Source organism: Streptomyces sp. AK08-02 (genome assembly GCF_033795085.1).
Classification (GTDB): Bacteria; Actinomycetota; Actinomycetes; order Streptomycetales; family Streptomycetaceae; genus Streptomyces; species Streptomyces echiniscabiei.
Window position 1 is genome coordinate 195,838 of the sequence record NZ_JARAZV010000017.1, and the last position, 24,647, is coordinate 220,484.

Below are 24,647 nucleotides of genomic sequence, written 5' to 3' on the forward strand. Positions count from 1 at the left end.
GACATAGCCCTGCCAGTTGTCCACAGGCGAGTGACACGAACCGGTAACGGCAACAAGAATGCGGGTGTGACGTCACGCGGAACTGTCCCCGCGTGGTGTCCGTGTTTCGGGGTGGGCCGGTCCGCATCGCAGCGCGTCGGCCTGGAGAAAGAACGGGCCTAGGAGGGCCGTGTGACGACCTATGACGATCGAGCGAGCCTCACTGATCTGACCGCCACTGTGGAGCGAGTCCGCAGTTCGGTGGAGGGAGTGATCGAGGGCAAGCCTGAGGTCGTACGGCTTTCGCTGACCGTGCTGCTCGCCGAGGGGCATCTTCTGATCGAGGATGTTCCCGGCGTCGGCAAGACCATGCTGGCGAAGACGCTGGCCAAGTCCATCGACTGTTCCGTGCGGCGCATTCAGTTCACGCCGGACCTGCTGCCCTCGGACATCACCGGTGTGTCCATCTGGGACCAGCAGCGCCGCGACTTCGAGTTCAAACCGGGGGCGATCTTCGCGCAGATCGTGATCGGCGACGAGATCAACCGCGCGTCGCCGAAGACCCAGTCCGCGCTCCTGGAGTCCATGGAGGAGCGCCAGGTCACCATCGACGGGCAGACCTACGAACTGCCCAGCCCCTTCATGGTGGTGGCCACCCAGAACCCGGTCGAGATGGAGGGCACCTACCCGCTCCCGGAGGCACAGCGCGACCGCTTCATGGCCCGCGTCTCCATCGGCTATCCGAGTGCGGAGGCCGAACTGCAGATGCTCGACGTGCACGGCGGCGTCTCACCGCTGGACGACCTGCAGCCGGTGGCCCACGCGCACGACATCGTGAAGCTCGTCGAGGCCGTCCGCAACGTTCACGTCGCGGATTCGGTCCGGAGGTACGCGGTGGACCTGGTCGCCGCCACGCGCACCCACCCCGACCTCAGACTCGGCGCCTCGCCGCGCGCCACGCTCCATCTGTTGCGCGCCGCGAAGGCGTCCGCCGCCCTCAGCGGCCGGGAGTACGCGCTGCCGGACGACATCCAGGCCCTCGCCGTGTCCGTCCTCGCACACCGTCTGCTGCCCACCGCCCAGGCCCAGCTGAACCGCCGCACCACCGAGCAGGTCGTGCAGGAGATCCTCCAGCGCACCGCGGTGCCCGCGGCGCCCCAGCAGCAGAGCGGCTTCGGGATGGGCCGCTCCGCGCCCGACTTCGGTCAGCAGCCGCCGCGGAGGCTTGGATGAGCGCGGCGGCGCCCGGGCACCCGGAGGACGACCAGGGCGACAGGGATGACAAGGGCGGGGTGCGCACCGCGCTGGCCGGTCTCACCACCCGTGGGCGTTCCTTCCTGGCCGCCGGGGTCGCCGCCGCCATCTGCGCGTACGTCCTGGGGCAGAGCGATCTGCTCCGGGTGGGCCTGCTGCTCTCCGTACTGCCGCTGGTCTGCGCGACCGTCCTGTACCGCACGCGCTACCGGGTGGCCGGCAGCCGCCGGCTCTCCCCCGCGCGCGTGCCCGCAGCCTCCGAGGCCCGCGTCCATCTGCGGATGGACAACGTCTCACGGCTGCCCACGGGCCTGCTGATGCTCCAGGACCGGGTGCCTTACGTGCTCGGTCCGCGCCCCCGTTTCGTCCTGGACCGGGTGGAGGCCGGCGGGCGCCGCGAGGTGTCGTACCGCGTCCGCTCCGACCTGCGGGGCCGCTATCCGCTGGGCCCGCTGCAGCTGCGGCTGACCGACCCGTTCGGCATGTGCGAGCTGACCCGCTCGTTCTCGACGTACGACACCCTGACGGTCATCCCGCGCGTGGACGCGCTCCCGCCGGCGCGGCTGACCGGCGAGGCCAAGGGGTACGGCGACGGGCGGCAGCGCTCGCTGGCGCTGGCCGGCGAGGACGACGTCATCCCGCGCGGGTACCGCTACGGCGACGATCTGCGCCGCGTGCACTGGCGCTCCACCGCCCGCTACGGCGAGCTGATGGTGCGCCGCGAGGAACAGCCGCAGCGCGCCCGCTGCACGGTGCTCCTAGACACTCGGGGCATCGCCTACCTGGGCGCCGGCCCGGACTCGGCCTTCGAGTGGGCGGTGTCGGGCGCTGCGTCCGTTCTGGTCCACATGCTCGAACGGGGCTTCTCCGTACGGCTGCTGACGGACACGGGCAACTCCGTACCCGGGGAGGGCGCCGAGGGTTTCGCGGGCGCCAGCCAGGGGTCGGCGGACGCGGCCGGACTGATGATGGACACCCTCGCGGTGATCGACCACTCGGACGGCACGGACATCTCCCGCGCCTACGACGTACTGCGCGGCGGCGGTGAGGGCATGCTGATGGCGTTCTTCGGCGACCTCGACGAGGAGCAGGCCGCGGTGGCCGCCAAGATGCGGCAGCGCAGCGGCGGAGCGGTCGCGTTCGTTCTGGACAGTGAGACCTGGGTGCGGGAACCCAACGATGTGCCGGGTCCCGAGGACCCGGGCGAGGAGTCGCTGCGGATGCTGCGCGAGGCGGGCTGGACGGCGGTGCGGGTGCCGCGCGGGGCCGCGATGGGTGATCTGTGGCGCCAGGCGGACCGGGAACGTTCCGGTCTCGGTGCCCTCAGCGGCGGGGAGGGACGTTCATGAGCGGGCGCGCACGACTGGCGCTGTGCGCCTGGGTGGCCACGATGCTGACGGCGTGCGCTCTGCTGCCGCTGGTCGAGGACGTGAGCTGGCTGCTCCAGGTGGCCATCCTGCTGGGCATACAGACGATCGTCGGCGCGGGGGCCAGGCGGGTGCCGCTGGCCTGGCCGCTGACGGTGGCGGCGCAGCTCCTCGTCACACTCGTCCTGCTGACCGTGGTCTTCGCCCGGGAGCAGGCGTTCTTCGGCCTGATCCCCGGACCCGACACCTTCCAGCAGTTCGGCACGCTGCTGCAGGACGGCGCGGACGACATCGGCCGGTACGCGATCCCCGCGCCGCTGTCCGACGGCATCCGGCTGATGGTGGTCGGCGGCGCTCTGCTGATCGGGCTCGCCGTGGACACCCTCGCGGTGACGTTCCGCAGCGCGGCGCCGGCCGGCCTGCCGCTGCTCGCGCTGTACTCGGTCGCGGCCGGGCTGGCCGACGGGGCCGGCGGCTGGGTGTGGTTCCTGCTGGCCGCGGTGGGCTATCTGATGCTGCTCCTGGCCGAGGGCCGCGACCGGCTCTCCCAGTGGGGGCGGGTCTTCGGTGGCGCCCCACGTGCACCGGGCGACCTGCCGACCGGCAGTGCGCTCGCCCCCGTTCGCACGGGACGGCGGATCGGTGCGGTCGCGCTGGGCGTGGCCCTGGTGGTGCCTCTGGCGCTTCCGTCGCTCGACGGCGGACTGCTGAGCGCCGCGGGCGGCGGGGTCGGCTCCGGCGATGGAGGCGGCGGCACGATCTCCGCCGTCAACCCCCTGGTGTCGCTGCGCGACAGCCTGAACGTGGACGAGGACCGCCAGGTCATGTCCGTGCGCAACAGCACGGACGACACCCAGGACCTGTATCTGCGGATCGTCTCGCTCGACTCCTTCGACGGCACGGCGTGGAAGCCGTCCCAGCGGCACATCCAGGATGTGCCGAACAAGTTCCCGACACCGCTCGGCCTCCGGGCGGACGTGCGGCGCACCGAGATCACCACGAGCATCTCGGCGGCGAACTGGTACGCCCAGGACTGGCTGCCGATGCCGTACCCCGCGACCGGGGTGAAGATCGACGGCAGCTGGCGCTTCGAGCCGGTGGGCCGCACTCTCGTCGGTGACCACGGCCAGAACACGCGCGGTGCGCGGTACACGGTGACGAGCCTGGACGTGCAGCCGACCGCGCAGCAGCTCGCCGAGGCACCGGAGCCGGACCCCGCGCTGGTGCGTGAGTTCACCCAGGTCCCGGAGTCGCTGCCGGCGATCGTGTCGCGCACCGCGCGCGAGGTGACCGCCGGTTCGGCCAACGCCTACGAGCAGGCGGTCAAGCTCCAGGACTGGTTCTCGGTGAGCGGCGGCTTCCGGTACGACACCCAGGTGCAGGTCGGCAGCGGCTCCAACGCCATCGCGCGGTTCCTGCGGGACAAGGAGGGCTTCTGCGTCCACTTCTCCTTCGCGATGGCCTCGATGGCCCGGACACTGGGCATTCCGGCCCGGGTCGCGGTGGGCTTCGCGCCGGGTACCCCGCAGCCGGACGGCACGATCTCGGTGGGTCTGCGCGATGCGCACGCGTGGCCCGAGCTGTACTTCGAGGGCGTCGGCTGGACCCGCTTCGAGCCGACCCCCACCCGTGGTTCGGTGCCCGAGTACACGCAGTCCCAGGCGCCGAACAGCGACATCCCCAACCCGGATGTGCCGTCCCAGAACGCCTCCGTGGCGCCCTCGGACTCCGCTTCGGCGAGCCAGACCTGCACGGCGGCGCAGCGGCGGCTGGACGGTGGGTGCGCGAGCGAGTCCGCGCAGGCCGCGACCGGGCAGAACGGCGACGGCGGCTGGTGGTCCCCCGAACTGGGGTGGACGCTGGCCGCGCTGGCCGTGCTGGCGCTTCTGCTGCTGCCGATGCTGTGGCGGCTGCGGATCCGGGCCGTACGGCTCGGGGCGCACGGCCGCGGTGATGCCGACGCGACGGTCCACGCACTGTCGGCGTGGCAGGAACTGACCGACAGCGCCTGGGACTTCGGCATCAGTCCGGAGGAGTCCCAGACACCCCGCAAGGCGGCGGCCAGGATCGTACGGCTCGGCCTTCTCGATCCGTCGGCGGCGAGCGCCGTGCACCGGGTGGCGGACGCCGTGGAACAGGTGCTGTACGCGCCCAGTCCCCGTCCGACGGCGGGGCTCGCGCAGGACGTGCGGCGGGTGACCGAGGCGCTGCGCGCCACGGTGGGCCGGGGCACGCGGCTGCGCGCGATGTTCGCCCCGCGTTCGACCGTCCGTGTGGTGTGGGCACTGTCGGCTCGGTGGACGGCGCTCAGCGAGCGGGCGTCGGCGGCCAGGCCGGTCCTGCGCAAGCCATGGGGTCAGCAGAGCTGACGGCCCGACAGCCGGGCATGCCGGTGGCCCGGAACCCCTGGGGGGTCCGGGCCACCGGCGTTTCATGTCTCGCGGTCACAACACGGGGACTGCGGCCGGACGCTACTGGCCACCCTGCTGTTCGTCGCGGCGGCGCTGCCAGCGCTCCTCGATGCGGTCCATCATGGAGCGCCGCTGCCGACCCTGTCCGCGACCGTGCGGAGCTCCGGGGGCGGCACCCGCGGCGGGCTGTTCGCCCGGTTTGGGAGCCTTGCGCCAACCTGTCACGGCCAGTACCGCGCAGCCCAGCATGACGAGGAAACCCACCACGCTCAGCCAGATCTGCACTGCGACCATTCCGGCCATGAGGAGCGCGATACCTACGAGGAAGCCCGCGACCGCCTGGTAGACCCGTCGCCGGGTGTACGTGCGCAGCCCGCTTCCTTCAAGCGCTGTCGCGAACTTGGGATCTTCGGCGTACAGCGCTCGCTCCATCTGCTCGAGCATTCGCTGCTCGTGCTCCGAGAGCGGCACGGAGTCCTCCTCATTCGTGCAGTCGCCGGGGCGACCGGGGGTCCCCTTCAGGATAGGCAGGGAATCGCCCCCGTGAAACCCGCCCCTCTACGCCAATTGGCAACCGGAATCCGCCATGGCCGTCCGGTTCACTGAGGCGTTCATTCCCCAGCAACCGGGCGGTCATGCCGGGCGGTCTCCCTCGATCATACGGCTCCGGGCCGCCGATCGGGCGGCCTGTGGCGTACTCCATCTGCGGCCGAGCCCCTGATCAGCGGTCCGCCGCAGGAGGTGACTCAGACCTCGGCGGCACCTGACGTCTCGCCGAGCACATGGAGCTGGGTGGCCACGGAGTGGAACGCGGCCTGCTCGGCCGCCGCGGCCTCCAGTTTCAGCAGCGCGTCCAGGGCGCCGGGCTCGGTGTCCACGAGGACGCCCGGCACCAGGTCGGCGAAGATCCGTACGCCGTGCACGGCGCCCACGCGCAGGCCGGCGCCCTCGACCAGCGCGGTGAGCTGTTCCGCCGTGAACCGGTGGGGTACGGGGTCACTCTCGCCCCAGCGGCCGTTCGGGTCGTCGAGCGCCCGCTTGGCCTCCTTGAAGTGCCCGGCGAGGGCTCGCGCCAGCACGGCGCCGCCGAGTCCGGCGGCGAGGAGGCTGAGGACGCCCTCGGGGCGCAGGGCGGCCACCACGTTGCGGACGCCCTCGGCGGGGTCGTCCACGTACTCCAGGACGCCGTGGCAGAGCACCGCGTCGTAGCCGCCGCGATCGACGACGTCGAAGAGGCCGTGCGCGTCACCCTGGACGCCCCGGACGCGGTCGGCGACGCCGGCCTCGGCGGCCCGGCGCTCCAGCGCGAACAGCGCGTTGGGGCTCGGGTCGACGACGGTGACGCGGTGACCGAGGCGGGCGACGGGCACGGCGAAGTTGCCGCTGCCGCCGCCGGTGTCGAGGACGTCCAGCGACTCGCGCCCGGTGGCTTTGACCCGGCGCTCCAGGGCGTCCTGCAGGACCTCCCAGACCACTGCGGTCCGGAGAGAGGCGCGGGGGCGAGTCGGGTTCGACACGGCAGGTGACTCCTCGGCGCGGCGCCGCCTCTTGTACGGCGGGGTGAACGGGGTGCCTTCCCGGCCGCGGTGGGCTGGGGAAAGGCTGCGACTTCTCCACCACCCTATGGCCTCCGGTGACGTACCCGGTCATCCGTCTCAGCCCGCGTCCGGGACGCCCCGGCCGCTCTCCCGGAGCGCGTCCGAAGGCGTGTCCTGGTCCTGGCGCGGTTGGGGCAGCACCGGCTGGAGGACGAGCATCCTCTCGACGAGGCGCAGGAACATCGCCACGTCGCGTATCAGGTCGTCGGCGTCGCGGCTGCTGGCCGCGCCCTGGATACCGGCCTCGGCGCGGGCGCGGCGGCGGGCGCCGGAGGCGAACAGCACGCTCCACTCGGCGAGTTCGGGCGCTATCTCGGGGAGCACCTCCCAGGCGCTGCGGATACGCGCCCGGCGCCTCGGGGTGGGTTCGGGGCGGCCCCGGGCGGCGAGCACGGCCGCGGCGGTGCGCAGGGCGGCGAGGTGGGCGGTGGCATACCGCTCGTTCGCGGTTTCCAGGACCGACGCCTCGTCGAGTCCGGCGCGGGCCTGGGCGAGCAGATCGAGGGCGGCGGGCGGGGCCGTGGCCCGGCGGAGCACGGGGTGCACGTCGCCCGCGGGACCGTTCAGTGAGGGGGCAGGGCCGGGGGCGCGGCGCCGACGGGCGGCGGCTGCGTTCGAACTGGCCATGACGAACCTCCTGTCGTCTGTGTGACGGCCCGCCCGACGGGAGGTGCCGTATGTGCCCATCGTGCGGTATGCCACTGACAATCCGTTCTGACCTGGTCTTTTGCTTCGATCGAAGGTTCGAGTTAGATTTTGCACTGACCAGTCAGTTCAAAAGCATTTCGAGGGGACGGGAACTGTGGACGGTCCGCACGGGCTCGGGGTGACCACCCGGGACTACGGGCTCAAGGGGCCTCGCGGCTGGGCATTCCATGAGGTGTCCTTCGACGCGGAGCCCGGCTCGCTGATCGCGGTGGAGGGGCCGTCCGGATCGGGACGCACCTGCCTGCTGCTCTCGCTCACGGGCCGGATGAGGGCCACCACGGGGTCGGCCACGGTCGGCGAGTGGCGCCTGCCCGAGCAGGCGGCGGCGGTGCGCCGCGTGAGCGCGCTCGCCCACGTGCCCGGTGTCACCGACCTCGACCCCGCCCTGACCGTCGGGGAGCACCTGCGGGAGCGGGCGCTGCTGGAGCGCCGGTTCGGCGGTTCCCTGCGCGCGCTGCTGCGGCCACGGGCGGAGCGGGCGGCCGAGACCGAGCTGCGCGTCGACGCCGCGCTGACGGCCGCCGGTCTCGACCGCGAGGCGCTGCCCAAGGGCTCCCGGACCGCCGTACGCGATCTGGAGCGGCTTGAGGCGCTGCGGCTGTCCGTCGCGCTGGCCCTGATCGGCGGGCCGCGACTGCTGGGCGTGGACGACACCGACCTGAAGCTGTCGGACGCCGAACGGGCCGAGATGTGGGCGCTGTTGCGGTCCCTCGCCACTGCCGGGACGACCGTGGTCGCGGTGTGCAGCGAGGCTCCGGAAGGGGCCGTCACCGTGTCGACGTCACCGCGTGAGAAGGAGACGGCCGAGGCGGAGACAGAGGCGGACGAGGTGGAGCCGGCCCGGGCAGAGGCGGACGAGGTAGGGACTCACGAGAAGGAGACGGTGGATGCGCTCCCCGAGACTGGCCTCGCTTGAGCTCAGGCGTTTCGGCCGGGGCAGGCTCCCGAGGGCCGCACTTGCCGCCCTTCTGCTGCTGCCGCTGCTGTACGGCGCCCTGTACCTGTGGTCCTTCTGGGACCCGTACGGCAGGCTCGACCGCATCCCCGTGGCGCTCGTGAACGACGACAAGGGGGCGAGCGTCGCGGGCAAGCGGCTCGCCGCCGGTGCCGACATCGTCAAGGGGCTGCGCGACAGCGACACCTTCGAGTGGCACGAGGTGAGTGCCGCCGAGGCCCGGGAGGGCGTCGAGGACGGCACGTACTACCTGTCGCTGACCATGCCGGCCGACTTCAGCACGCGGATCGCGTCCAGTTCGGGCGACTCCCCGGAGACGGGCGCGCTCCAGGTGCGGACCAACGACGCCAACAACTACATCGTCGGGCAGATCTCCCGGACGGTGTTCGGTGAGGTGCGCACCGCCGCGTCCACCAAGGCGTCGCGGTCCTTCCTGGACCGGATCTTCGTCTCGTTCTCCGACATCCACGGGCAGACCGTGAAGGCCGCCAAGGGCGCCGACACGCTCTCGGGCGGCATCGACAAGGCCGAACAGGGCTCCAGGGACCTCGCAGACGGGCTGAAGGACGCCAAGGCGGGCAGCGGCAAGCTGGTCGGCGGGCTGAAGAGGCTCGACACGGGCGCGGGTGACCTGGCGGACGGTTCCCGCCAGGTCGCGGCGGGCACGCAGACGCTCGCCGACCGGGTGGACGGCGTCTCGGACCGGCTGGGGCCCTTCCTCAGGGACAACGAGAAGACCATCGGGGACGCCGCCCGACTCGTCGCCGACTCGGCGGGTACGGTCCGGCGCAACCTCGGCACCCTGGTGAAGACCGCCCCGGCCGCCGCCAAGGGCGCCCACGCGGCCTCCGACACCCTGAACGGGGTCTACAGGGCGCGCTGCGAGACCGCGGTACTGCCCGACGCCGCGTGCGCCGACCTGAAGAAGGCCAGGGACGCGGCGGCGGACGTGGCGACGGTCGCCGACGACGTCAACACTCTGATCGCCGACCAGAACGGCGACCTGGACCGGCTCGACCGGCACCTCGCCGCACTCCAGAAGCAGGCCCGGGCGCTCGCCGACCGCGCCCCGCGCCTCTCCGAGGACCTCGACGACGCCGTCCGGCAGGTCGACAGGCTCAACGCCGGGGCCGCACAGGTCGCCGCGGGAGCGCGGAAGCTGCACACCGGGCTCTCCACCGCCAAGGCCGGCGCGACCACCCTGGACACGGGCGTCGGCGACCTCAGGACGGGCGCGGACGACCTCTCCGGAGGCATGTTCAAGCTCGCCGACGGCTCCGGGAAACTCGCCGGCGGACTGCACGACGGCGCGGGACGGATCCCCGACTACGACCGGCAGGACCGCGACGCGCGCACCGAGGTGATGTCCGACCCGGTCCAACTCGCCTCCAGGGACCTGCACAAGGCGCCCAACTACGGCACCGGATTCGCCCCGTACTTCATTCCGCTGTCCCTGTGGGTGGGCGCGATGGTCACCTACATGCTGATCCCGCCGCTCAACCGGCGGGCGCTCGCCGCCGGCGCCCCCGCGTGGCGCGTCACGCTGGCGGGCTGGCTGCCCGTGGCCGCCCTGGGAGTGCTCCAGACGACGGCCCTGATGTCCGTACTGCACTGGGCGATCGGCCTGGAAATGGTCAGGGCGGCCGGGACGGTGGGCTTCCTGTTCCTGGTCACGGCGTGCTTCGCGGCGATCGTCCAATGGTTGAACGCGCGCTTCGGGGCGGCGGGCCGGATTCTCGTACTCGCCCTTCTGATGCTCCAGTTGACGTCCGCGGGCGGCACCTATCCCGTGCAGACGAGTCCCGGTTTCTTCAACGCGATCCACCCCTTCATGCCGATGAGCTACGTCGTCGAGGCTCTGCGCAGGCTCATCACCGGCGGTGGGCTCGGCCCGGTGTGGCAGGCGTGTGCCGTGCTGGCGGCGTTCACGGCCGGCGCTCTGGCGCTGACCGCCGTGGCGGCCCGCCGCGGCCAGGTGTGGACCCTGGACCGGCTGCACCCGGAGTTGAGCCTGTGACGTCTCGTCAGCATGGGCCCGGTGTTCCTGTGAGAATCAGGGCCATGGAACGCAGCAGCACCCCGCCGGTCGGCAGTCCCCGCCGCGAGGCCACCCGGCAGAAGCTCTACGAGGCCGCCGTCACCCTCATCGCGGAACAGGGCTTCTCCGCCACCACGGTGGACGAGATCGCCGAGCGGGCCGGAGTCGCCAAGGGCACGGTCTACTACAACTTCGCGAGCAAGTCCGTCCTCTTCGAGGAGTTGCTGCGACACGGTGTGGAACTCCTCACCGCCTCCCTTCGGGAGGCGGCAGAGCGGACCGACCGGGACGGCGGTACGAAGGTCGACGCCCTGGACGCGATGGTCCGGGCCGGGCTCGTCTTCATCAGCCGCTACCCGGCCTTCACCCAGCTCTACGTGGCAGAACTGTGGCGCACCAACCGGACCTGGCAGTCCACCCTGATGGTGGTCAGGCAGCAGGCGGTGGCGGTCATCGAGGACGTCCTGCGCGAGGCGGTGGCGGGCGGCGAACTCAGTGACGAGATCGACGTCCCGCTGACCGCCGCGGCCCTGGTCGGCATGGTCCTGGTCGCCGCCCTGGACTGGCAGTCCTTCCAGCCCGAACGCTCCCTGGACGACGTCCACTCGGCACTGTCCCGGCTGCTCCAGGGCCGGGTCGGCGGCAACGGGTAGGGCCGGCGGGGCAGGGCGCACAGGAAAGCGCCGGTCCGATGTGGCCGCGTCCCCCGCGGGCCATCTCGAACCGGCGCTTCCTTCCTGCTCCCCCCGTTCCCCTCCCCCGTTTTCCCCGTTCCCCCGTTTTCCCCGTTCCCCCGTGCGGTCGTTCCCCCGGGTCCCCCGTGCCTCGCTCCCGCCGACGGATCGGCGGAAGGAGCGGTCCAGGGCACCGGCACCGTTCCGCCGCCCCGTGTCGGCGGTACCGGAGCCGTGCCCTTTTCCGTGTCTCCACTCTCTCGTTCCCGCAGGTCGCCGCTCATCCGTGCGCCTACTCATCTCTCGTCCTAAGTACGCGTACTCAGCCCTGCGCACTCACCCCCAGGACGCGCCGTTGCCGACTGGTTACGATCGCGTCCGTGTCGGTACTCCCTCTGGTGTTCACAAGCGGCTGGGCCAGCGGCATCAACGCCTACGCGGTGGTGCTGCTCCTCGGCGTCTTCGGCGCGACCGGGCTGAGCGACGAGGTGCCCGAGTCCTTGCAGCGTCCCGAGGTACTCGTCGTGTCCGGCGTGCTGTTCCTCTGCGAGGCGGTCGCCGACAAGATCCCGTACGTGGACTCCGCGTGGGACGCGGTGCACACGGTGATCCGACCGGTCTCCGGGGCCGTCGTCGGGGCGCTGCTGGCCGGGCAGAGCGGTTCGCTTCCCGATCTCGCGGCAGGCGCGATCGGCGGCTCCACGGCGCTGGCCAGCCATGTGGTCAAGGCCGGGACACGGATGGCGGTCAACACCTCGCCGGAGCCGTTCAGCAACGTGGTCCTGAGCCTCGCCGAGGATCTCGGGGTCGGCGGCATCGTGACGTTCGCGATGTTCCACCCGCAGGCGGCGGCGATCATCGCGGGCACGCTGCTGCTCGCCGGCCTGATCGTGCTGTACTTCCTGGTCTCCCGGATCAGACGGTTCCTGCGGCGCCGGGCCCAGCGCCGCGAGGAGAAACGGCTCGCGACCCGGACAGGGTGGCCGCCGGACTGAGCCGGGCCGGGCATGTTCCCGTGAACTCCCTGGTCACAGGCGCGTGACCCGACTGTCAGCGGGGGCCGATAAAGTCCCTGCCATGGCACGGATTGCGGTGATCGGCGCCGGCATGGGCGCGATGGCGGCCGCTGCCCGGCTGGCCGTCGCGGGCCACCGGGTGGCGGTGTACGAGCGTGGGGAGACGTACGGCGGAGCGGTGCGCCGCTTCGAGCGCGACGGCTTCGCGTTCGACACGGGCCCCGGCCTGCTCACCCTGCCCGCGGTCTACCGCGATCTGTTCGTCAAGACCGGTAAGCAGCCCCTGGAGGAGTGCGTCGAGCTGGTCCAGGTCGACCCGTCCTCGCGGCACGTCTTCGCGGACGGCACGGAGGTCGCCCTGCCGAACGCGTCCCGCGCGGGCGTCGTCCAGGCTCTGGAGGCGGCTCTCGGGGCCGGGGTGGGCGACCGCTGGGGCGACTTCCTGGTCAGGGCCCGCGAGGCCTGGGACCGCACCCGCAGACCGCTTCTTGAGGAGCCCCTGTGGACCGACTGGCAGGTACTGGCGGAGCGTGAGCCCTATCCGGCGGTCCCCCACAAACGGCTGCTGCGCACCCGTCGGGCCGGCACGCTGGCCGAGGTCGCCGCCTGGGAACTGCGCGACCCGCGTCTGACCGCCCTGCTCGACAGCCACGCCCTGGCGTACGGCCTCGACCCCCGGGACACCCCGGCGGGTGCGGCCGTGCTGCCGTACATGGAGCATGCCTTCGGCACCTGGTACGTCCGGGGCGGCGTCCGGGAGTTGGCGCGCGCGGTGTACGAGAGGTGCGTGGCCCGGCGGGTCGAGTTCGTCTTCGGCGCCGAGGTCACGGCGATCGTCGAGAAGGACGGCCGGGCGGCGGGGCTGGAGCTGGCCGACGGGACGGTGACGGAGGCGGACCATGTCGTGGCGGGCGTGGATCCCAGACGGCTGAAGGGGCTGACGGGGCACGCGCTCGACCAGGACGGTGATGTGCTCCCCGACGCGTCGGCGCCCTCGCCGGGCCTGTTCACCGTACTGCTGGCCCTGCGCGGGGCCCGTGAGGCGGGTGCCGCGCATCGCACGGTCGTGCACGCGCCCGACCGCGAGGCCGAGTTGAACTGGATGACCAATGAAGGACCCGGTCCCGCACGGCCCACGGTGACGGTGCTGCGGCCGGACGACCCCGAGCTGCGGCCCGACGAGGAGCACGAGTCCGTGGTCCTGACGGCGGTGGCACGCCCCACGGGCGACTGGGCGGCGCGGCACTCGGTGGAGCTCGCGGATCTGATGGTCGGCGCGGCCGAGACAGCCGTCCCCGGGCTGCGTGAGCGGGTCCTGTGGCAGGAGATACGGACCCCCGGTCACAACGGGGACGAGACCGGCGCCTTCTGCGGCGGCATCTCGGCACCCTCGCTGGCGGGCGGCAACGGGGACTTCCTGCGTCCTGCCAACAGCACCCGGCTGCCGGGGCTGTACCGCGTGGGCGGCTGGTCGCACCCCGGCGGCGGACTGGCGCACGCGGGCATGTCGGGCGCGCTGGTCGCCGGACTGATCGTGGAGGGACCGGACTTCCGGGGTTCGCGGTGAACCCCGGAGTGCCCGGGCGGAGCGGCGGTCCTCAGAAGCGGCGCGGCTAGAAGCGGTACTGCTCGTCGTACCCGTTCCCGGGCGCCTGACCGTTGCCGTTGCCGTTGCCGTTGCCCTGGCCGTTGTCCTGGTAGGGATACTGCTGCTCCGGCGGGAGCTCCCCGCCGAACAAAGGGTCGTCGGTGTTGCGCTGCTGCGGGACCCAGACACCGCTCGCCGGGGTCTCGTTGTAGCCGCCGTTGCCGTACTGCTCCTGGCCGTAGCCCTGCTGACCGTACTGCTGCTGGTCGTAGCCGGAGTCGTACGAGGTGCCGCCGTAGCCCTGGCCGATGTACGGGTCGGAGTAGGCGGCGTACTGCTGCTGGCCCGAGGCGTCGTAGCCGTACTGCTGCTGGTCGTAGCCGGTGTAGCCGTCGTAGCCGTAGTTCTGGTCCGCGCCCTGGGTGGCACCCGCGTACGACTGGTCCTGGCCCGCGCCCGCGTAGGACTGGTCCTGGCCGGTCGCCGCGGCGTACGCGGCGTCGCTGTATATGCCGTAGGAGCCGGTGTCGTCGGGGAGGGGCTGCGGTTCGTAGACGGCCGAGTTCTCGGCCCCCGTGGGCCGGACGGAGCGGGCCGGGGTGAAGACGTCGTCCCGGTCGTAGTCACGGTCGAAGTCGTTGCCCTGCTGGTACGTTCCGGCACCGGTGTCGAACGCGTCGTGGCCCGCGCCGTCGGCGGAGTTGTCGCCGAAGCCCGCGCCGGCGCCGTTGCCCGCCGCGTACGCGGCCTCGGACGCCTCCAGGTCGGAGACCTCCAGGGTCGGGTCCTTGTACTCTCCGTCGCCGCGGCCCTTGCCGAACCGCGAGAGGAAGCCCGGGCGGCCCGCGACGGCCCAGCCGGCCGAGAAGCCGCTGCGGAACGACAGGGTGACGTAGGTCTGCCCGACCGCGAAGGCGGCGGCGCCCAGGCCGATGACCACCACCGACGGGATGAGCACGCCGAAAACCACACCGAGGAACCCGGCGAAGGCCAGCAACCGCCAGCGCAGCCTCGCCTTGTACTGGAGCAGAACTTCTCCGAGTAGCCACAACGCGACAATGCCGAACGCGATGTAGAGGACCGTCCAGCCCATGTACGCCCCTCTCCCAGTGGCCGCTACGCAGTGTGTCGTACGCCCGTGCGGCCGGTCTAGGCCCGCTGTGGGTGGTGCAGACCCAGGTTCTCGTAGATTTCCAGCGAGGCCGTGGAGTTGTTCAGCGTGATGAAGTGCAGTCCGGGGATTCCCTCGGCCAGCAGTCGCGCGCAGAACTCCGTGGCGAACTCGATGCCAATGGAGCGTACAGCCGCCGCGTCGTCTTTGGCTGTGAGGATCCGCTCTTTCAGGGTAGACGGGATGGCCGCGTTGCTGAGCTGCGGCAGTCGTTCCAGCATCCGCACGCTGGTCACGGGCATGACCTCGGGGATGACCGGGGTGGGGCAGCCCGCCGCCGCGACCGCGTCACGCAGCCGCAGATACGACTCCGGGTGGAAGAACATCTGCGTGATCGCGTAGTCCGCGCCGGCCCGGCACTTGTCGACGAAGTGCGTGACATCCGTGTCCCGGTCCGGCGAGCGCGGGTGGGTCTCGGGGAAGGCCGCGACGCCTACGCAGAAGTCGCCCGACTCCTTGATGAGACGCACGAGTTCGGCGGCGTACGTCAGCCCGCTCGGGTGCGGTACCCACTCGGCCATCGGATCGCCGGGCGGGTCGCCGCGGACGGCCAGGATGTTACGGATGCCCGCGTCGGCGTACTGGCCGATGATGTTGCGCAGTTCGGCGATGGAGTGGTTGACCGCGGTGAGGTGGGCGACCGGGGTGAGGGTCGTGTCGGAGACGATCTGCTGGGTCTCCTTGACCGTGCCCGCGCGCGTCGACCCGCCGGCGCCGTACGTCACGGACACGAAGTCCGGCGCGACCGCCTCGACCCTTCTGAGCGCGTTCCACAGGTTCCGCTCGCCCTTGGGGGTCTTCGGCGCCGAGAACTCGAAGGAGTACGTGGTTTTGCCGGTCGCGAGCATGTCACGCACAGTGCGCGCGTGGTCGGTTCGGGTGGACGCGGTTCCGAGGGCCATACCCGCAGGTTAGCCAGGGGGTGGCGGTCTCCCAACCGGATGGCGGAAATTTGCCCTGGAATGTCGACTTGTTGTCCACGCCTCGGACAGCCGGGCCTCGGCGGCCTCCCGCCGTCCGACTACCGGGATCGCAGCCGCTCGGCGAACTCCGCCGCCGCCGCGCCCGGGTCGTCGGCCTCGGTTATCGCCCGTACGACGACGACCCGGCGGGCGCCCGCCGCGAGCACCTCGTCCAGGTTGCCCAGGTCGACACCGCCGATGGCGAACCAGGGGCGCTCGGTGGCGAGCCCTGCCGTGTACCGGACCAGGTCGAGGCCGGGCGCGTGGCGGCCCGGCTTGGTGGGGGTCGGCCAGCAGGGGCCCGTGCAGAAGTAGTCGACGCCCTCCTGGACGGCGGCTGCCGCCGCCTCGGACTCGGCGTGCGTGGAACGGCCGACGAGCACGTCGGGGCCGAGGATCGCGCGGGCCGCCGGGACGGGCAGGTCGCCCTGGCCCAGGTGCAGGACGTCCGCGCGGGCCGCGTGGGCGACATCGGCGCGGTCGTTGACCGCGAGGAGTCTGCCGTGCCGGGCACAGGCGTCGGCGAAGACATGGAGGTGGTCCAGTTCCTCGGCCGCCTCCATGCCCTTGTCACGCAGCTGCACGATGTCGACACCACCGGCCAGCACGGCGTCCAGGAACTCGGCGAGATCGCCCTGCCGTCTGCGGGCGTCCGTGCAGAGGTACACCCTGGCGTCGGCGAGCCGGGCACGGGCGGTGCGGGTGTCGGCGGTCGCCCCGGGCACGGTGTCGGTCGTCTCGGGCATACGTGTGTCCCCCCGTGGGCGCGCCCACGGGGTGTTCTCCCGGGCGCGCCCCTGCGTGGTGTGGCGGTGTGCGGACAACCGTCCGCACACCGAACGGCTGGTCGGCTCAGACGGCGAGCGCCTGGGCGCGGCGCTTCACCTCCGTGCCGCGATTCTCACTGAGGGCCTGCGCGGGGGTGCCGGGCAGGCTCGGGTCGGGAGTGAAGAGCCACTCCAGCATCTCCTCGTCGGAGAAGCCGTCGTCCCGCAGGAGCGTCAGGGTGCCGGTGAGGCCCTTGACGACCTTCTGCTCGACCCCGTCGATAAATGCGGCGGGCACGTGCAGCGCACGGTTCTCACCACGGCGTACGGCGATCACTTGGCCATCCTTGACCAGCTGCCGGACGCGCGTCACCTCGATGTCGAGGATTTCCGCGATGTCGGGCAGCGTGAGCCAGGCAGGGACGAGAGCATCGGTCTTTGCGTCAATCTCGGTCACGGGACAAGCCTGCCATCCCGCACTGACAGTCGGAAGCGGGGCCCCTGCGACCTGGGCCGTTACGGTGGCGCCGAGGCCGTGTCGAGCCCCGTCGGACTACGCCGTGGCCGCCTTCAGCGGCCTGGACGGGTCGGTCAGCGCCTCGGCGTCCATCAGGGAACCCGCCTCGACCAGCCGGCGCCCCTGGGCCAGGTCCCGGGGGCGGCCCACGGCCAGCAGGGCGACCAGGCGGCCCTCCCGCAGCCAGCAGACCGTCCAGGCGGGGCCGGACGGGTCACCACGCCACAGGGTGGTGTCGGCGGACTGGTGGTGGCCGACGTACTGGACGAAACGGCCGAACTGCTCCGACCAGAAGTACGGGACCGGGTCGTAGGCCGCCGGGGACTCCCCGATGATGTTCGCGGCGACGGTTCGGGGTCCCTGGAGGGCGTTGTCCCAGTGGTGGACCAGAAGGCGCCGGCCATACCTTCCCGAAGGGAAGGATGCGCAGTCGCCGACCGCGTAGACGTCCGCCACGGAGGTGCGCAGGTGGTCGTCGGCGACGACCTCCCGGTGGTCGCCCAGGGCGATTCCCGAGCCGACGAGCCAGGCGGTGGCCGGGCGGGCGCCGATGCCGACGACGACGGCGCCCGCGGGCAGCCGAGAGCCGTCGTCGAGCACCACCGCGCCGGGCTCGACGCGTGCCACGCGCGCGTGGGTGCGCAACGAGGCGCCGCTGTCGGCGTACCAGGCGGCCATCGGCGCGGCCACCTCGGCGGGCAGGGCGCCCGCGAGCGGCCGGTCGGCGGCCTCGACGACGGTGACGGCGCAGCCCGCCTCGCGCGCGGCGGTGGCGAACTCGGCGCCGATCCAGCCGGCCCCGACGACCACGATGTCGTGCTGGCGCGCGAGGACGGGCCGCAGCCGCTCGGCGTCGTCGAGGGTACGCAGCAGATGTACACCGGGTACGCCCTCGGTGCCCGGCAGCCGGATCGGTTCGGCGCCGGTCGCGAGCACCAGGACGTCGTACGGGACCGGTCCCTCCGCGGTGTCCAGTTCGTGTTCGCCGGCGCGGACGCCCAGCACCTCGCGCCCGAGCAGCAGTTCGATGTCGAGGGCCTCGAAGTCGACGTCGAAGGCGGAGCCCTCCGCCTTGCCGAGCAGGACGGCCTTGGACAACGGCGGCCGGTCGTACGGTTGATGGGGTTCGGCGCCGAGGAGTGTGACGGTGCCGGTGAACCCCTGCTCCCGCAGCGCGACCGCGGTCTGCACCCCGGCCATGCCCGCGCCCACGACGACCACATGTCGGGGCCGCGACCCGCCTTCTGTGCCCTGTGCCTGCGTCTGCTCACTCACTCGATCACCATAGACAACTGACAAATTGTCAGTCAGGGGGCGCGGGAAGTGACCTACTGCACACCCGCGTCCTCGGCTCGTTCGACCTGTTCCACCACGCTCGTCCCGCTGCCCGGCTGCGACTCCCACTCCCAGGTCTCCGCCAACCGCACCCGCCCGTCGGGCAGTTCGGTCACCTCGGAGACACAGTGGCCGGAGGAGGTCGTCCCGTCGTGCTTCAGCTGCACGTACCGGAAGTCGAGACGGTCACCCTCCCGCGTACCCACGAGACGGCCGCGTACGACATCTCCGCCCGTGTACTCGGCCCAGATCTCACCGTCCCGCTCGTGGTAGGTGAACCGGGTGCGCGTACCCACCTGACCCGGCGCCTGGTCCGTGACCGGGGCGAGGACGAGACCGTCGAGCGAGCGGGGCATGGTCGGAGGCTCCCTTACATGTGAGTTGCTCTGCGGGCTAGGCTGATCAGCGTAAGCACTCGCGGGAGCCCGGACGCACCGGGCTGAGAGGGAGGCTGGGCGGCCTCCGACCGTACGAACCTGATCCGGGTCATGCCGGCGAAGGGAGGGGCTGGACGCCCATGTCGCGTACGCACACCTCGGACGTCGTTGTCGTCGGCGGCGGGATCATCGGGCTGGTGACGGCCTGGCGGGCCGCTCAGCGCGGGCTCGCCACGACCGTCGTGGATCCCGTGCCGGGCGGTGGGGCCGCACAGGTGGCGGCCGGCATGCTGGCCGCAGTCACGGAACTGCACCACGGCGAGCAGACCCTGCTGGGGCTGAACCTGGAGTCGGCCCGCCGCTATCCGGACTTCGTGGCCGAGCTCACCGAGCTGACCGGCCGCGACCTCGGCTACCGCCGTTGCGGCACACTCGCCGTCGCGCTCGACGCCGACGACCGCGCCGAACTGCGCGAACTGCACGCCCTGCAGCAGCGGTCGGGCCTGGAGTCGGAGTGGCTCTCGGGGCGTGAGTGCCGACGCCTGGAGCCGATGCTCGCGCCGGGCGTGCGAGGGGGTCTCCGGGTGGACGGCGACCACCAGATCGACCCGCGGCGGCTGGCCGCGGCGCTGGTGGACGTCTGCGAGCGGACCGGCGTGGTGCTGCGCCGGACGTGGGCCGAACGGCTCGACGTACGGCGGGGACGGGCCGCCGCGGTCACCGACTCCGCCGGCGACGAACTGGCCGCCGGATCGATCGTGCTGGCCGGAGGCAGCCTCAGCGGACGCCTCGCGGGGGTTCCGGAGGCCGTTCTGCCGCCCGTACGGCCCGTGAAGGGGCAGGTGGTCCGGGTGACCGTGCCGGAGCGGTACGCGCCGTTCCTGAGCCGGACCGTCCGGGCCGTGGTGCGCGGGAGCCAGGTCTATCTGGTGCCGCGTGAGAACGGGGAGCTGGTCGTCGGGGCGACGAGCGAGGAGCTGGGCTGGGACACGACCGTCACGGCGGGCGGCGTGTACGAGCTGTTGCGCGACGCCCATGAACTCGTCCCCGGGATCACCGAGCTGCCCCTGACGGAGACGCGGGCCGGACTGCGCCCCTGCTCCCCGGACAACGCGCCACTGCTCGGCCCGACCGCGCTGGAGGGACTTCTGGTGGCCACGGGCCACTACCGGAACGGCGTGCTGCTGACGCCGGTCACGGGAGACGCCATGGCCACCGTCCTGGCCACCGGTGAACTGCCCGACGAGGCCCGGGCCTTCACGCCCCGCCGGTTCGACACCGTACGCATGGAGCAGCTCGTATGAACATCCTGGTGAACGGCCTACGGCGCGAGGTCTCCCCCGACACCGCCCTCGACGCTCTGGTGCGGACCCTGACCCCGGCGCCCTCCGGGGTGGCCGCCGCGCTCAACGAAACCGTCGTCCCGCGCGCGCGGTGGTCGGCGACCCCCCTCTCCGAGGGGGACCGCGTCGAAGTCCTCACCGCCGTCCAGGGAGGCTGAGCCATGGCCGACGATCCCTTCGTCCTCGGTGGTACGACCTTCACGTCCCGGCTGATCATGGGTACGGGGGGTGCGCCCAGCCTCGACGTGCTGGAGCGGGCGCTGGTGGCCTCCGGCACGGAGCTGACGACGGTCGCGATGCGGCGCGTCGACCCGTCGGTGCACGGGTCGGTGCTGTCGGTGCTGGAGCGCCTCGGCATCCAGGTGCTGCCCAACACCGCGGGATGCTTCACCGCCGGCGAGGCCGTGCTGACGGCTCGGCTGGCCCGGGAGGCGCTCGGTACGGACGTGGTGAAACTGGAGGTCATCGCCGACGAGCGGACGCTGCTGCCGGATCCGGTCGAACTGCTGGACGCGGCGGAGGTGCTGGTGGAGGACGGCTTCACGGTGTTGCCGTACACGAACGACGACCCGGTACTGGCACGGAAGCTGGAGGACGTGGGGTGCGCCGCGGTCATGCCGCTGGGGTCGCCCATCGGGTCGGGGCTGGGGATCCGCAACCCGCACAACTTCCAGCTGATCGTGGAGCACGCGCGTGTGCCGGTGATTCTGGACGCCGGGGCCGGGACCGCGTCGGATGTGGCGTTGGCCATGGAGTTGGGGTGTGCGGGGGTGATGCTGGCGTCCGCCGTGACCCGGGCGCGGGAGCCGGTGTTGATGGCGGAGGGGATGCGGTACGGGGTTTCGGCGGGGAGGTTGGCCTACCGGGCGGGTCGGATTCCCCGGCGTCACTTTGCCACGGCGTCGTCGCCTGTTGCCGGGCTGGCGGCGTTGGATCCCGAGCGACCTGCTTTCTAGACACCCGGCGCTCCCCTCCCGTTTGATCTCCCACCCGTGCGCCACCCGCTTCGAGCCCGTTCACAGGTCCAGTTCTCCTGTGGGGGCTCCGCGCCATCGGCGGCCTTCCCGTGCGATCCGCGTCACAGGTCGGCTTCAGTCCCGCTGCTTTCCTGTGCGTTCCTGGCCGAAACTACGGCCTTGTCAGCGGCGGCTCGTACACTCACCTGCGTGGACACGACCCTTCAGGACCCTCTCGTCGGGCAGGTGCTCGACAGCCGCTATCGCGTCGACGCGCGGATCGCGGTCGGTGGGATGGCCACGGTCTACCGGGCCGTGGACACCCGCCTCGACCGTGTGCTCGCACTCAAGGTGATGCATCCGACACTCGCCGCCGACGTGTCCTTCGTCGAACGGTTCATCCGTGAAGCGAAGTCCGTGGCCCGGCTCGCGCACCCCAACGTCGTACAGGTCTTCGACCAGGGCGCGGACGGGTCGTACGTCTATCTGGCCATGGAGTACATCGCCGGCTGCACCCTGCGTGACGTGCTGCGCGAGCGCGGAGCGCTCCAGCCGAGGGCCGCGCTCGACATCCTGGAGCCCGTGCTCGCCGCCCTCGGTGCCGCGCACCGGGCCGGGTTCGTGCACCGCGACATGAAGCCCGAGAACGTGCTGATAGGGGACGACGGTCGGGTCAAGGTCGCCGACTTCGGGCTCGTGCGGGCCGTGGACACGGTCACCAACACGACGGGCTCCGTCCTCGGCACCGTCTCCTACCTCGCGCCCGAGCAGATCGAGAGCGGCACCACCGATCCCCGGGTCGACGTGTACGCCTGCGGCATCGTCCTCTACGAGATGCTGACCGGCGACCAGCCGCACTACGGCGACTCCCCCGCGCTGGTGCTCTACAAGCACCTGCACGAGGACGTGCCGCCGCCCTCGTCCCTCGTACCGGGGCTGGCCTTCGAGCTGGACGCGCTGGTCGCCTCGGCCACCGCGCGCAACGCGGACATCCGCCCGTACGACGCGGTGGCGCTGCTCTCGCAGGTCCTGGAGACGCGCGGCTCGCTCGACACCGACCAGTTGGACGCCGTACCGCCGCAGGCCATCACCTCGGGGCACGGCAACGCGGAGAACCTGACGAGTGTGATCCCGCGCGCGCTGTCCGTGCCGCGGCCCCTGCCCGTCAACGAGGACGAACCCCCGGTCGACGAGCGGCGGTTGAACCGGACCAGTGTGCTGGGTGCTGTCGGCGCTCCCCCGGCGCCCGCCCCGCCCTCCCGGCGGGCCGCGCGGAGTCCGAGACGACGTGCGCCGATCGCCATCCTCGTCGCCGCCGTACTGCTGGTCCTCGGTGTGGGTGCGGGCGTCTGGTACATCAACTCCGGGCAGTTCACGCATGTCCCGGCGGTGCTGACGCAGTCTGAGGCACAGGCGAGGGAGCGGCTGAAGAAAGCCGGGCTCGAGGCCACCAAGGAGGAGGCCTACAGCGACACGGTGGCTCGCGGAGCTGTCATCCGTACGGACCCCGACGTCAATGCGCGCATCCGGGTCAACGACACCGTGACGCTGACCATCTCCATGGGGCCGGAGACGGTGCCCGTGCCCCAGGTCACGGGCCTCCGCCTCGACAAGGCCAGAGCACTGCTGAAGCGGAACGGTCTGGAGCCGGGCATGGTCACCCGGGAGTTCAGCGAGGAGGTGCCCCGGGGTTCCGTGATCAGCACGAGCCCGGATCCCGGCACCGAGCGGCGCGCGGGTTCCGCGGTCGCCCTCGTCGTCAGCAAGGGCAGCCCGGTGGAGGTCTCCGACGTGACCGGCGCGAGCCTCGCCGACGCCCAGGCCGAGCTGGAGCAGGCGGGGCTCAAGGTCGAGGTCGCCACCAGGACCGTCACCTCGGACGAGTTCGAGAAGGGTCAGGTCGCCGTCCAGTCTCCGGTGGGCGGCAGCGAGGCGGCCGAGGGCGACACGGTCACGCTGACGGTCTCCAAGGGCCCCGAGATGATCGAGGTCCCGGACGTCGTGGGTGACAGCGTCGACGACGCGAGGACGGCCCTGGAGGGTGCCGGGTTCACGGTCGACGAGGACCGCGGGATCCTCGGGCTCTTCGGCGACACGGTGAAGAAGCAGTCCGTGGACGGCGGGGACACCGCCCCCAAGGGGTCGAAGATCACCATCACGATCCGCTGACGGGAGGCGGAGCGTCGCGTGACACCCTGAACGGGTGACCAGCAAGCAGCTCCGCAACCCCGTCGGCGGCCATGTTCCCGTGGCCGGCGGTCTCCACTCCGTCGGCCTGTCCTACGCCCGTGACCTCCAGGCCGAGACCGTGCAGGTCTTCGTCGCCAACCCGCGCGGCTGGGCGACACCCGTCGGCAGTCCCCGGCAGGACGAACAGTTCCGGGCGGCCTGCGCCGAGGGCGCGATCCCGGCGTACGTCCATGCCCCGTATCTGATCAACTTCGGCTCGCACACCGAGGCGACCGTCGAGCGGTCCGTGGAATCGTTGCGGCACTCGCTGCGACGCGGGCGGGAGATCGGCGCGCTGGGCGTGGTGGTGCACACCGGGAGCGCGACCGGCGGGCGGGAGCGGTCCGTGGCGCTCAAACAGGTACGGGAACATCTGCTGCCGCTGCTCGACGAGCTCACCCATGACGACGACCCGTATCTGCTTCTGGAGTCGACCGCCGGGCAGGGCTCCTCCCTCTGCTCGCGCACCTGGGACTTCGGGCCGTACTTCGAGGCGCTCGACGCCCATCCGAAGCTCGGCGTCTGTCTCGACACCTGCCACATCTTCGCCGCCGGGCACGACCTGACCGGGCCCACCGGAATGCACCAGACCCTCGATCTGCTCGTCGACACGGTCGGCGAGGGGCGGCTGAAGCTGATCCACGCCAACGACTCCAAGGACGTGGTCGGCGCGCACAAGGACCGGCACGAGAACATCGGCGCGGGCCATATCGGCGAGGATCCGTTCCGCGCGCTGATGACGCACCCCGCGACCGAGGGCGTACCTCTGATCATCGAGACGCCCGGCGGGAAGGAGGGGCATGCGGCGGACGTGGAGCGGCTGAAGAAACTCCGGGACGGATAGCGAATGCGGGAATACCCCAGGGGGGTATATTGCTGGCGAGTGCAGGCAACCGTGACCACGTGACACCGGGGGTACCCATGGAACACGAGACACACGCACACCAGCACACGCCGGCCGCGTCCTGGACCGTGGCCGTCCAGGCCACCCTTCACTGCCTCACCGGCTGCGCCATCGGCGAGGTGCTCGGCATGGTCGTCGGCACCGCGTTCGGCTGGGGGAATCTGCCCACCACCGTGCTGGCGATCGTGCTGGCCTTCGTCTTCGGCTACTCGCTCACCCTGCGCGGCGTTCTGAGGGCCGGCGTCGGCCTCCGTACGGCCGTCCGGGTGGCGTTGGCCGCGGACACGCTGTCGATCGCCGTGATGGAGCTGGTCGACAACGGCGTGATCGTGCTGTGGCCGGGCGCGATGGACGCCCAACTCGACGACCTGCTGTTCTGGGGCGCGCTGGCGATCTCACTGGCCATCGCCTTCGTCGTCACCACGCCGGTCAACAAGTGGACGATCGGCCGCGGCAAGGGCCACGCGGTCGTGCACCAGTACCACCACTGACCCCGGC

Annotated in this window: 23 protein-coding genes and 1 riboswitch; of the genes, 14 read left to right on the forward strand and 9 right to left on the reverse strand. The window is 71.7% G+C overall.

The annotated features are described in order from the left end of the window. The first annotated feature begins 171 nt into the window (after positions 1–171). Genes PV734_RS33240 through PV734_RS33250 form a run of 3 tightly spaced genes read left to right on the forward strand, consistent with a single transcriptional unit; the run spans position 172 to position 4,969 of the window. A complete protein-coding gene (locus tag PV734_RS33240; protein WP_319093562.1) occupies positions 172–1,212 on the forward strand; it encodes a MoxR family ATPase in 1,041 nt (346 codons plus the stop codon). Beyond that, complete coding sequence (locus PV734_RS33245; RefSeq protein ID WP_319093561.1) at positions 1,209–2,582, forward strand: DUF58 domain-containing protein; 1,374 nt, start codon at positions 1,209–1,211, stop codon at positions 2,580–2,582. Before PV734_RS33240 ends, PV734_RS33245 begins: the two co-directional genes overlap by 4 nt. Continuing rightward, on the forward strand, positions 2,579–4,969 hold the full coding sequence (locus tag PV734_RS33250) for a DUF3488 and transglutaminase-like domain-containing protein (protein ID WP_319093560.1): 2,391 nt from the start codon (positions 2,579–2,581) through the stop codon (positions 4,967–4,969). The genes PV734_RS33245 and PV734_RS33250 overlap by 4 nt, the downstream gene beginning before the upstream one ends. Positions 4,970–5,071: 102 nt before the next feature. On the opposite strand, the gene PV734_RS33255 is transcribed toward PV734_RS33250, so the two are convergent. The 3 genes from PV734_RS33255 to PV734_RS33265 form a co-directional block, all read right to left on the reverse strand. Then, the gene (locus PV734_RS33255) at positions 5,072–5,482 is read right to left on the reverse strand and encodes a DUF3040 domain-containing protein (RefSeq protein ID WP_319093559.1); all 411 of its coding nucleotides are present in this window, start codon (positions 5,480–5,482) and stop codon (positions 5,072–5,074) included. A 275-nt stretch (positions 5,483–5,757) separates the two neighbouring features. Next, on the reverse strand, positions 5,758–6,528 hold the full coding sequence (locus tag PV734_RS33260; protein WP_319093558.1) for a methyltransferase: 771 nt from the start codon (positions 6,526–6,528) through the stop codon (positions 5,758–5,760). 138 nt (positions 6,529–6,666) lie between these two features. Beyond that, complete coding sequence (locus PV734_RS33265; protein WP_319093557.1) at positions 6,667–7,236, reverse strand: SAV_6107 family HEPN domain-containing protein; 570 nt, start codon at positions 7,234–7,236, stop codon at positions 6,667–6,669. A gap of 175 nt (positions 7,237–7,411) precedes the next feature. Here PV734_RS33265 and PV734_RS33270 point away from each other — a divergent pair, with 175 nt between their 5' ends. The 5 genes from PV734_RS33270 to PV734_RS33290 all read left to right on the forward strand — a co-directional run bounded on the left by PV734_RS33270 (position 7,412) and on the right by PV734_RS33290 (position 13,567). Then, complete coding sequence (locus PV734_RS33270) at positions 7,412–8,233, forward strand: ATP-binding cassette domain-containing protein (protein WP_319293345.1); 822 nt, start codon at positions 7,412–7,414, stop codon at positions 8,231–8,233. Continuing rightward, positions 8,205–10,289, forward strand: a complete 2,085-nt coding sequence (locus PV734_RS33275; protein WP_319293347.1) for a YhgE/Pip domain-containing protein — start codon at positions 8,205–8,207, stop codon at positions 10,287–10,289. Before PV734_RS33270 ends, PV734_RS33275 begins: the two co-directional genes overlap by 29 nt. 44 nt (positions 10,290–10,333) lie before the next feature. Beyond that, positions 10,334–10,963, forward strand: coding sequence for a TetR/AcrR family transcriptional regulator (locus tag PV734_RS33280; RefSeq protein ID WP_319093554.1), 630 nt, complete (start codon positions 10,334–10,336; stop codon positions 10,961–10,963). A 401-nt stretch (positions 10,964–11,364) separates the two neighbouring features. Then, complete coding sequence (locus PV734_RS33285; RefSeq protein WP_319093553.1) at positions 11,365–11,979, forward strand: DUF4126 domain-containing protein; 615 nt, start codon at positions 11,365–11,367, stop codon at positions 11,977–11,979. A gap of 82 nt (positions 11,980–12,061) precedes the next feature. After that, positions 12,062–13,567, forward strand: coding sequence for an NAD(P)/FAD-dependent oxidoreductase (locus PV734_RS33290; RefSeq protein WP_319293349.1), 1,506 nt, complete (start codon positions 12,062–12,064; stop codon positions 13,565–13,567). 46 nt (positions 13,568–13,613) lie between these two features. Here PV734_RS33290 and PV734_RS33295 read toward each other — a convergent pair whose 3' ends face one another. The 6 genes from PV734_RS33295 to PV734_RS33320 all read right to left on the reverse strand — a co-directional run bounded on the left by PV734_RS33295 (position 13,614) and on the right by PV734_RS33320 (position 18,696). Beyond that, entirely contained in the window at positions 13,614–14,681 is a 1,068-nt protein-coding gene (locus tag PV734_RS33295; RefSeq protein WP_319293351.1) for a hypothetical protein, read from the reverse strand. A 56-nt stretch (positions 14,682–14,737) separates the two neighbouring features. Next, the gene (gene metF / locus PV734_RS33300; protein WP_006383020.1) at positions 14,738–15,661 is read right to left on the reverse strand and encodes a methylenetetrahydrofolate reductase [NAD(P)H]; all 924 of its coding nucleotides are present in this window, start codon (positions 15,659–15,661) and stop codon (positions 14,738–14,740) included. A 119-nt stretch (positions 15,662–15,780) separates the two neighbouring features. Further along, the gene (gene thiE, locus PV734_RS33305; RefSeq protein ID WP_319293353.1) at positions 15,781–16,467 is read right to left on the reverse strand and encodes a thiamine phosphate synthase; all 687 of its coding nucleotides are present in this window, start codon (positions 16,465–16,467) and stop codon (positions 15,781–15,783) included. 106 nt (positions 16,468–16,573) lie between these two features. Then, positions 16,574–16,945: an Rv2175c family DNA-binding protein gene (locus PV734_RS33310; RefSeq protein WP_319093549.1), complete on the reverse strand. Its 372-nt coding sequence runs from the start codon at positions 16,943–16,945 to the stop codon at positions 16,574–16,576. Positions 16,946–17,041: 96 nt separating this feature from the next. Continuing rightward, positions 17,042–18,280, reverse strand: a complete 1,239-nt coding sequence (locus tag PV734_RS33315) for an FAD-dependent oxidoreductase (RefSeq protein WP_319093548.1) — start codon at positions 18,278–18,280, stop codon at positions 17,042–17,044. 53 nt (positions 18,281–18,333) lie between these two features. Further along, entirely contained in the window at positions 18,334–18,696 is a 363-nt protein-coding gene (locus tag PV734_RS33320) for a hypothetical protein (RefSeq protein WP_319093546.1), read from the reverse strand. Positions 18,697–18,747: 51 nt separating this feature from the next. Further along, positions 18,748–18,860, forward strand: a riboswitch (TPP riboswitch). Here PV734_RS33320 and thiO point away from each other — a divergent pair. The 6 genes from thiO (at position 18,858) to PV734_RS33350 (ending at position 24,640) form a co-directional block, all read left to right on the forward strand. Then, positions 18,858–20,021 (forward strand): glycine oxidase ThiO, encoded by a 1,164-nt coding sequence (gene thiO, locus PV734_RS33325; protein WP_319093545.1) that lies wholly within the window; start codon positions 18,858–18,860, stop codon positions 20,019–20,021. It overlaps the preceding riboswitch by 3 nt. Continuing rightward, positions 20,018–20,218, forward strand: a complete 201-nt coding sequence (gene thiS / locus PV734_RS33330; protein WP_319093544.1) for a sulfur carrier protein ThiS — start codon at positions 20,018–20,020, stop codon at positions 20,216–20,218. The genes thiO and thiS overlap by 4 nt, the downstream gene beginning before the upstream one ends. Positions 20,219–20,221: 3 nt before the next feature. Continuing rightward, entirely contained in the window at positions 20,222–21,016 is a 795-nt protein-coding gene (locus tag PV734_RS33335) for a thiazole synthase (RefSeq protein WP_319093543.1), read from the forward strand. Between the two features lie 210 nt (positions 21,017–21,226). Continuing rightward, a complete protein-coding gene (pknB, locus tag PV734_RS33340; protein ID WP_319293356.1) occupies positions 21,227–23,185 on the forward strand; it encodes a Stk1 family PASTA domain-containing Ser/Thr kinase in 1,959 nt (652 codons plus the stop codon). Positions 23,186–23,219: 34 nt separating this feature from the next. Further along, positions 23,220–24,089: a deoxyribonuclease IV gene (locus tag PV734_RS33345; RefSeq protein WP_319093541.1), complete on the forward strand. Its 870-nt coding sequence runs from the start codon at positions 23,220–23,222 to the stop codon at positions 24,087–24,089. 77 nt (positions 24,090–24,166) lie between these two features. Then, positions 24,167–24,640 (forward strand): DUF4396 domain-containing protein, encoded by a 474-nt coding sequence (locus PV734_RS33350; RefSeq protein ID WP_319093540.1) that lies wholly within the window; start codon positions 24,167–24,169, stop codon positions 24,638–24,640. Positions 24,641–24,647: the final 7 nt, after the last annotated feature.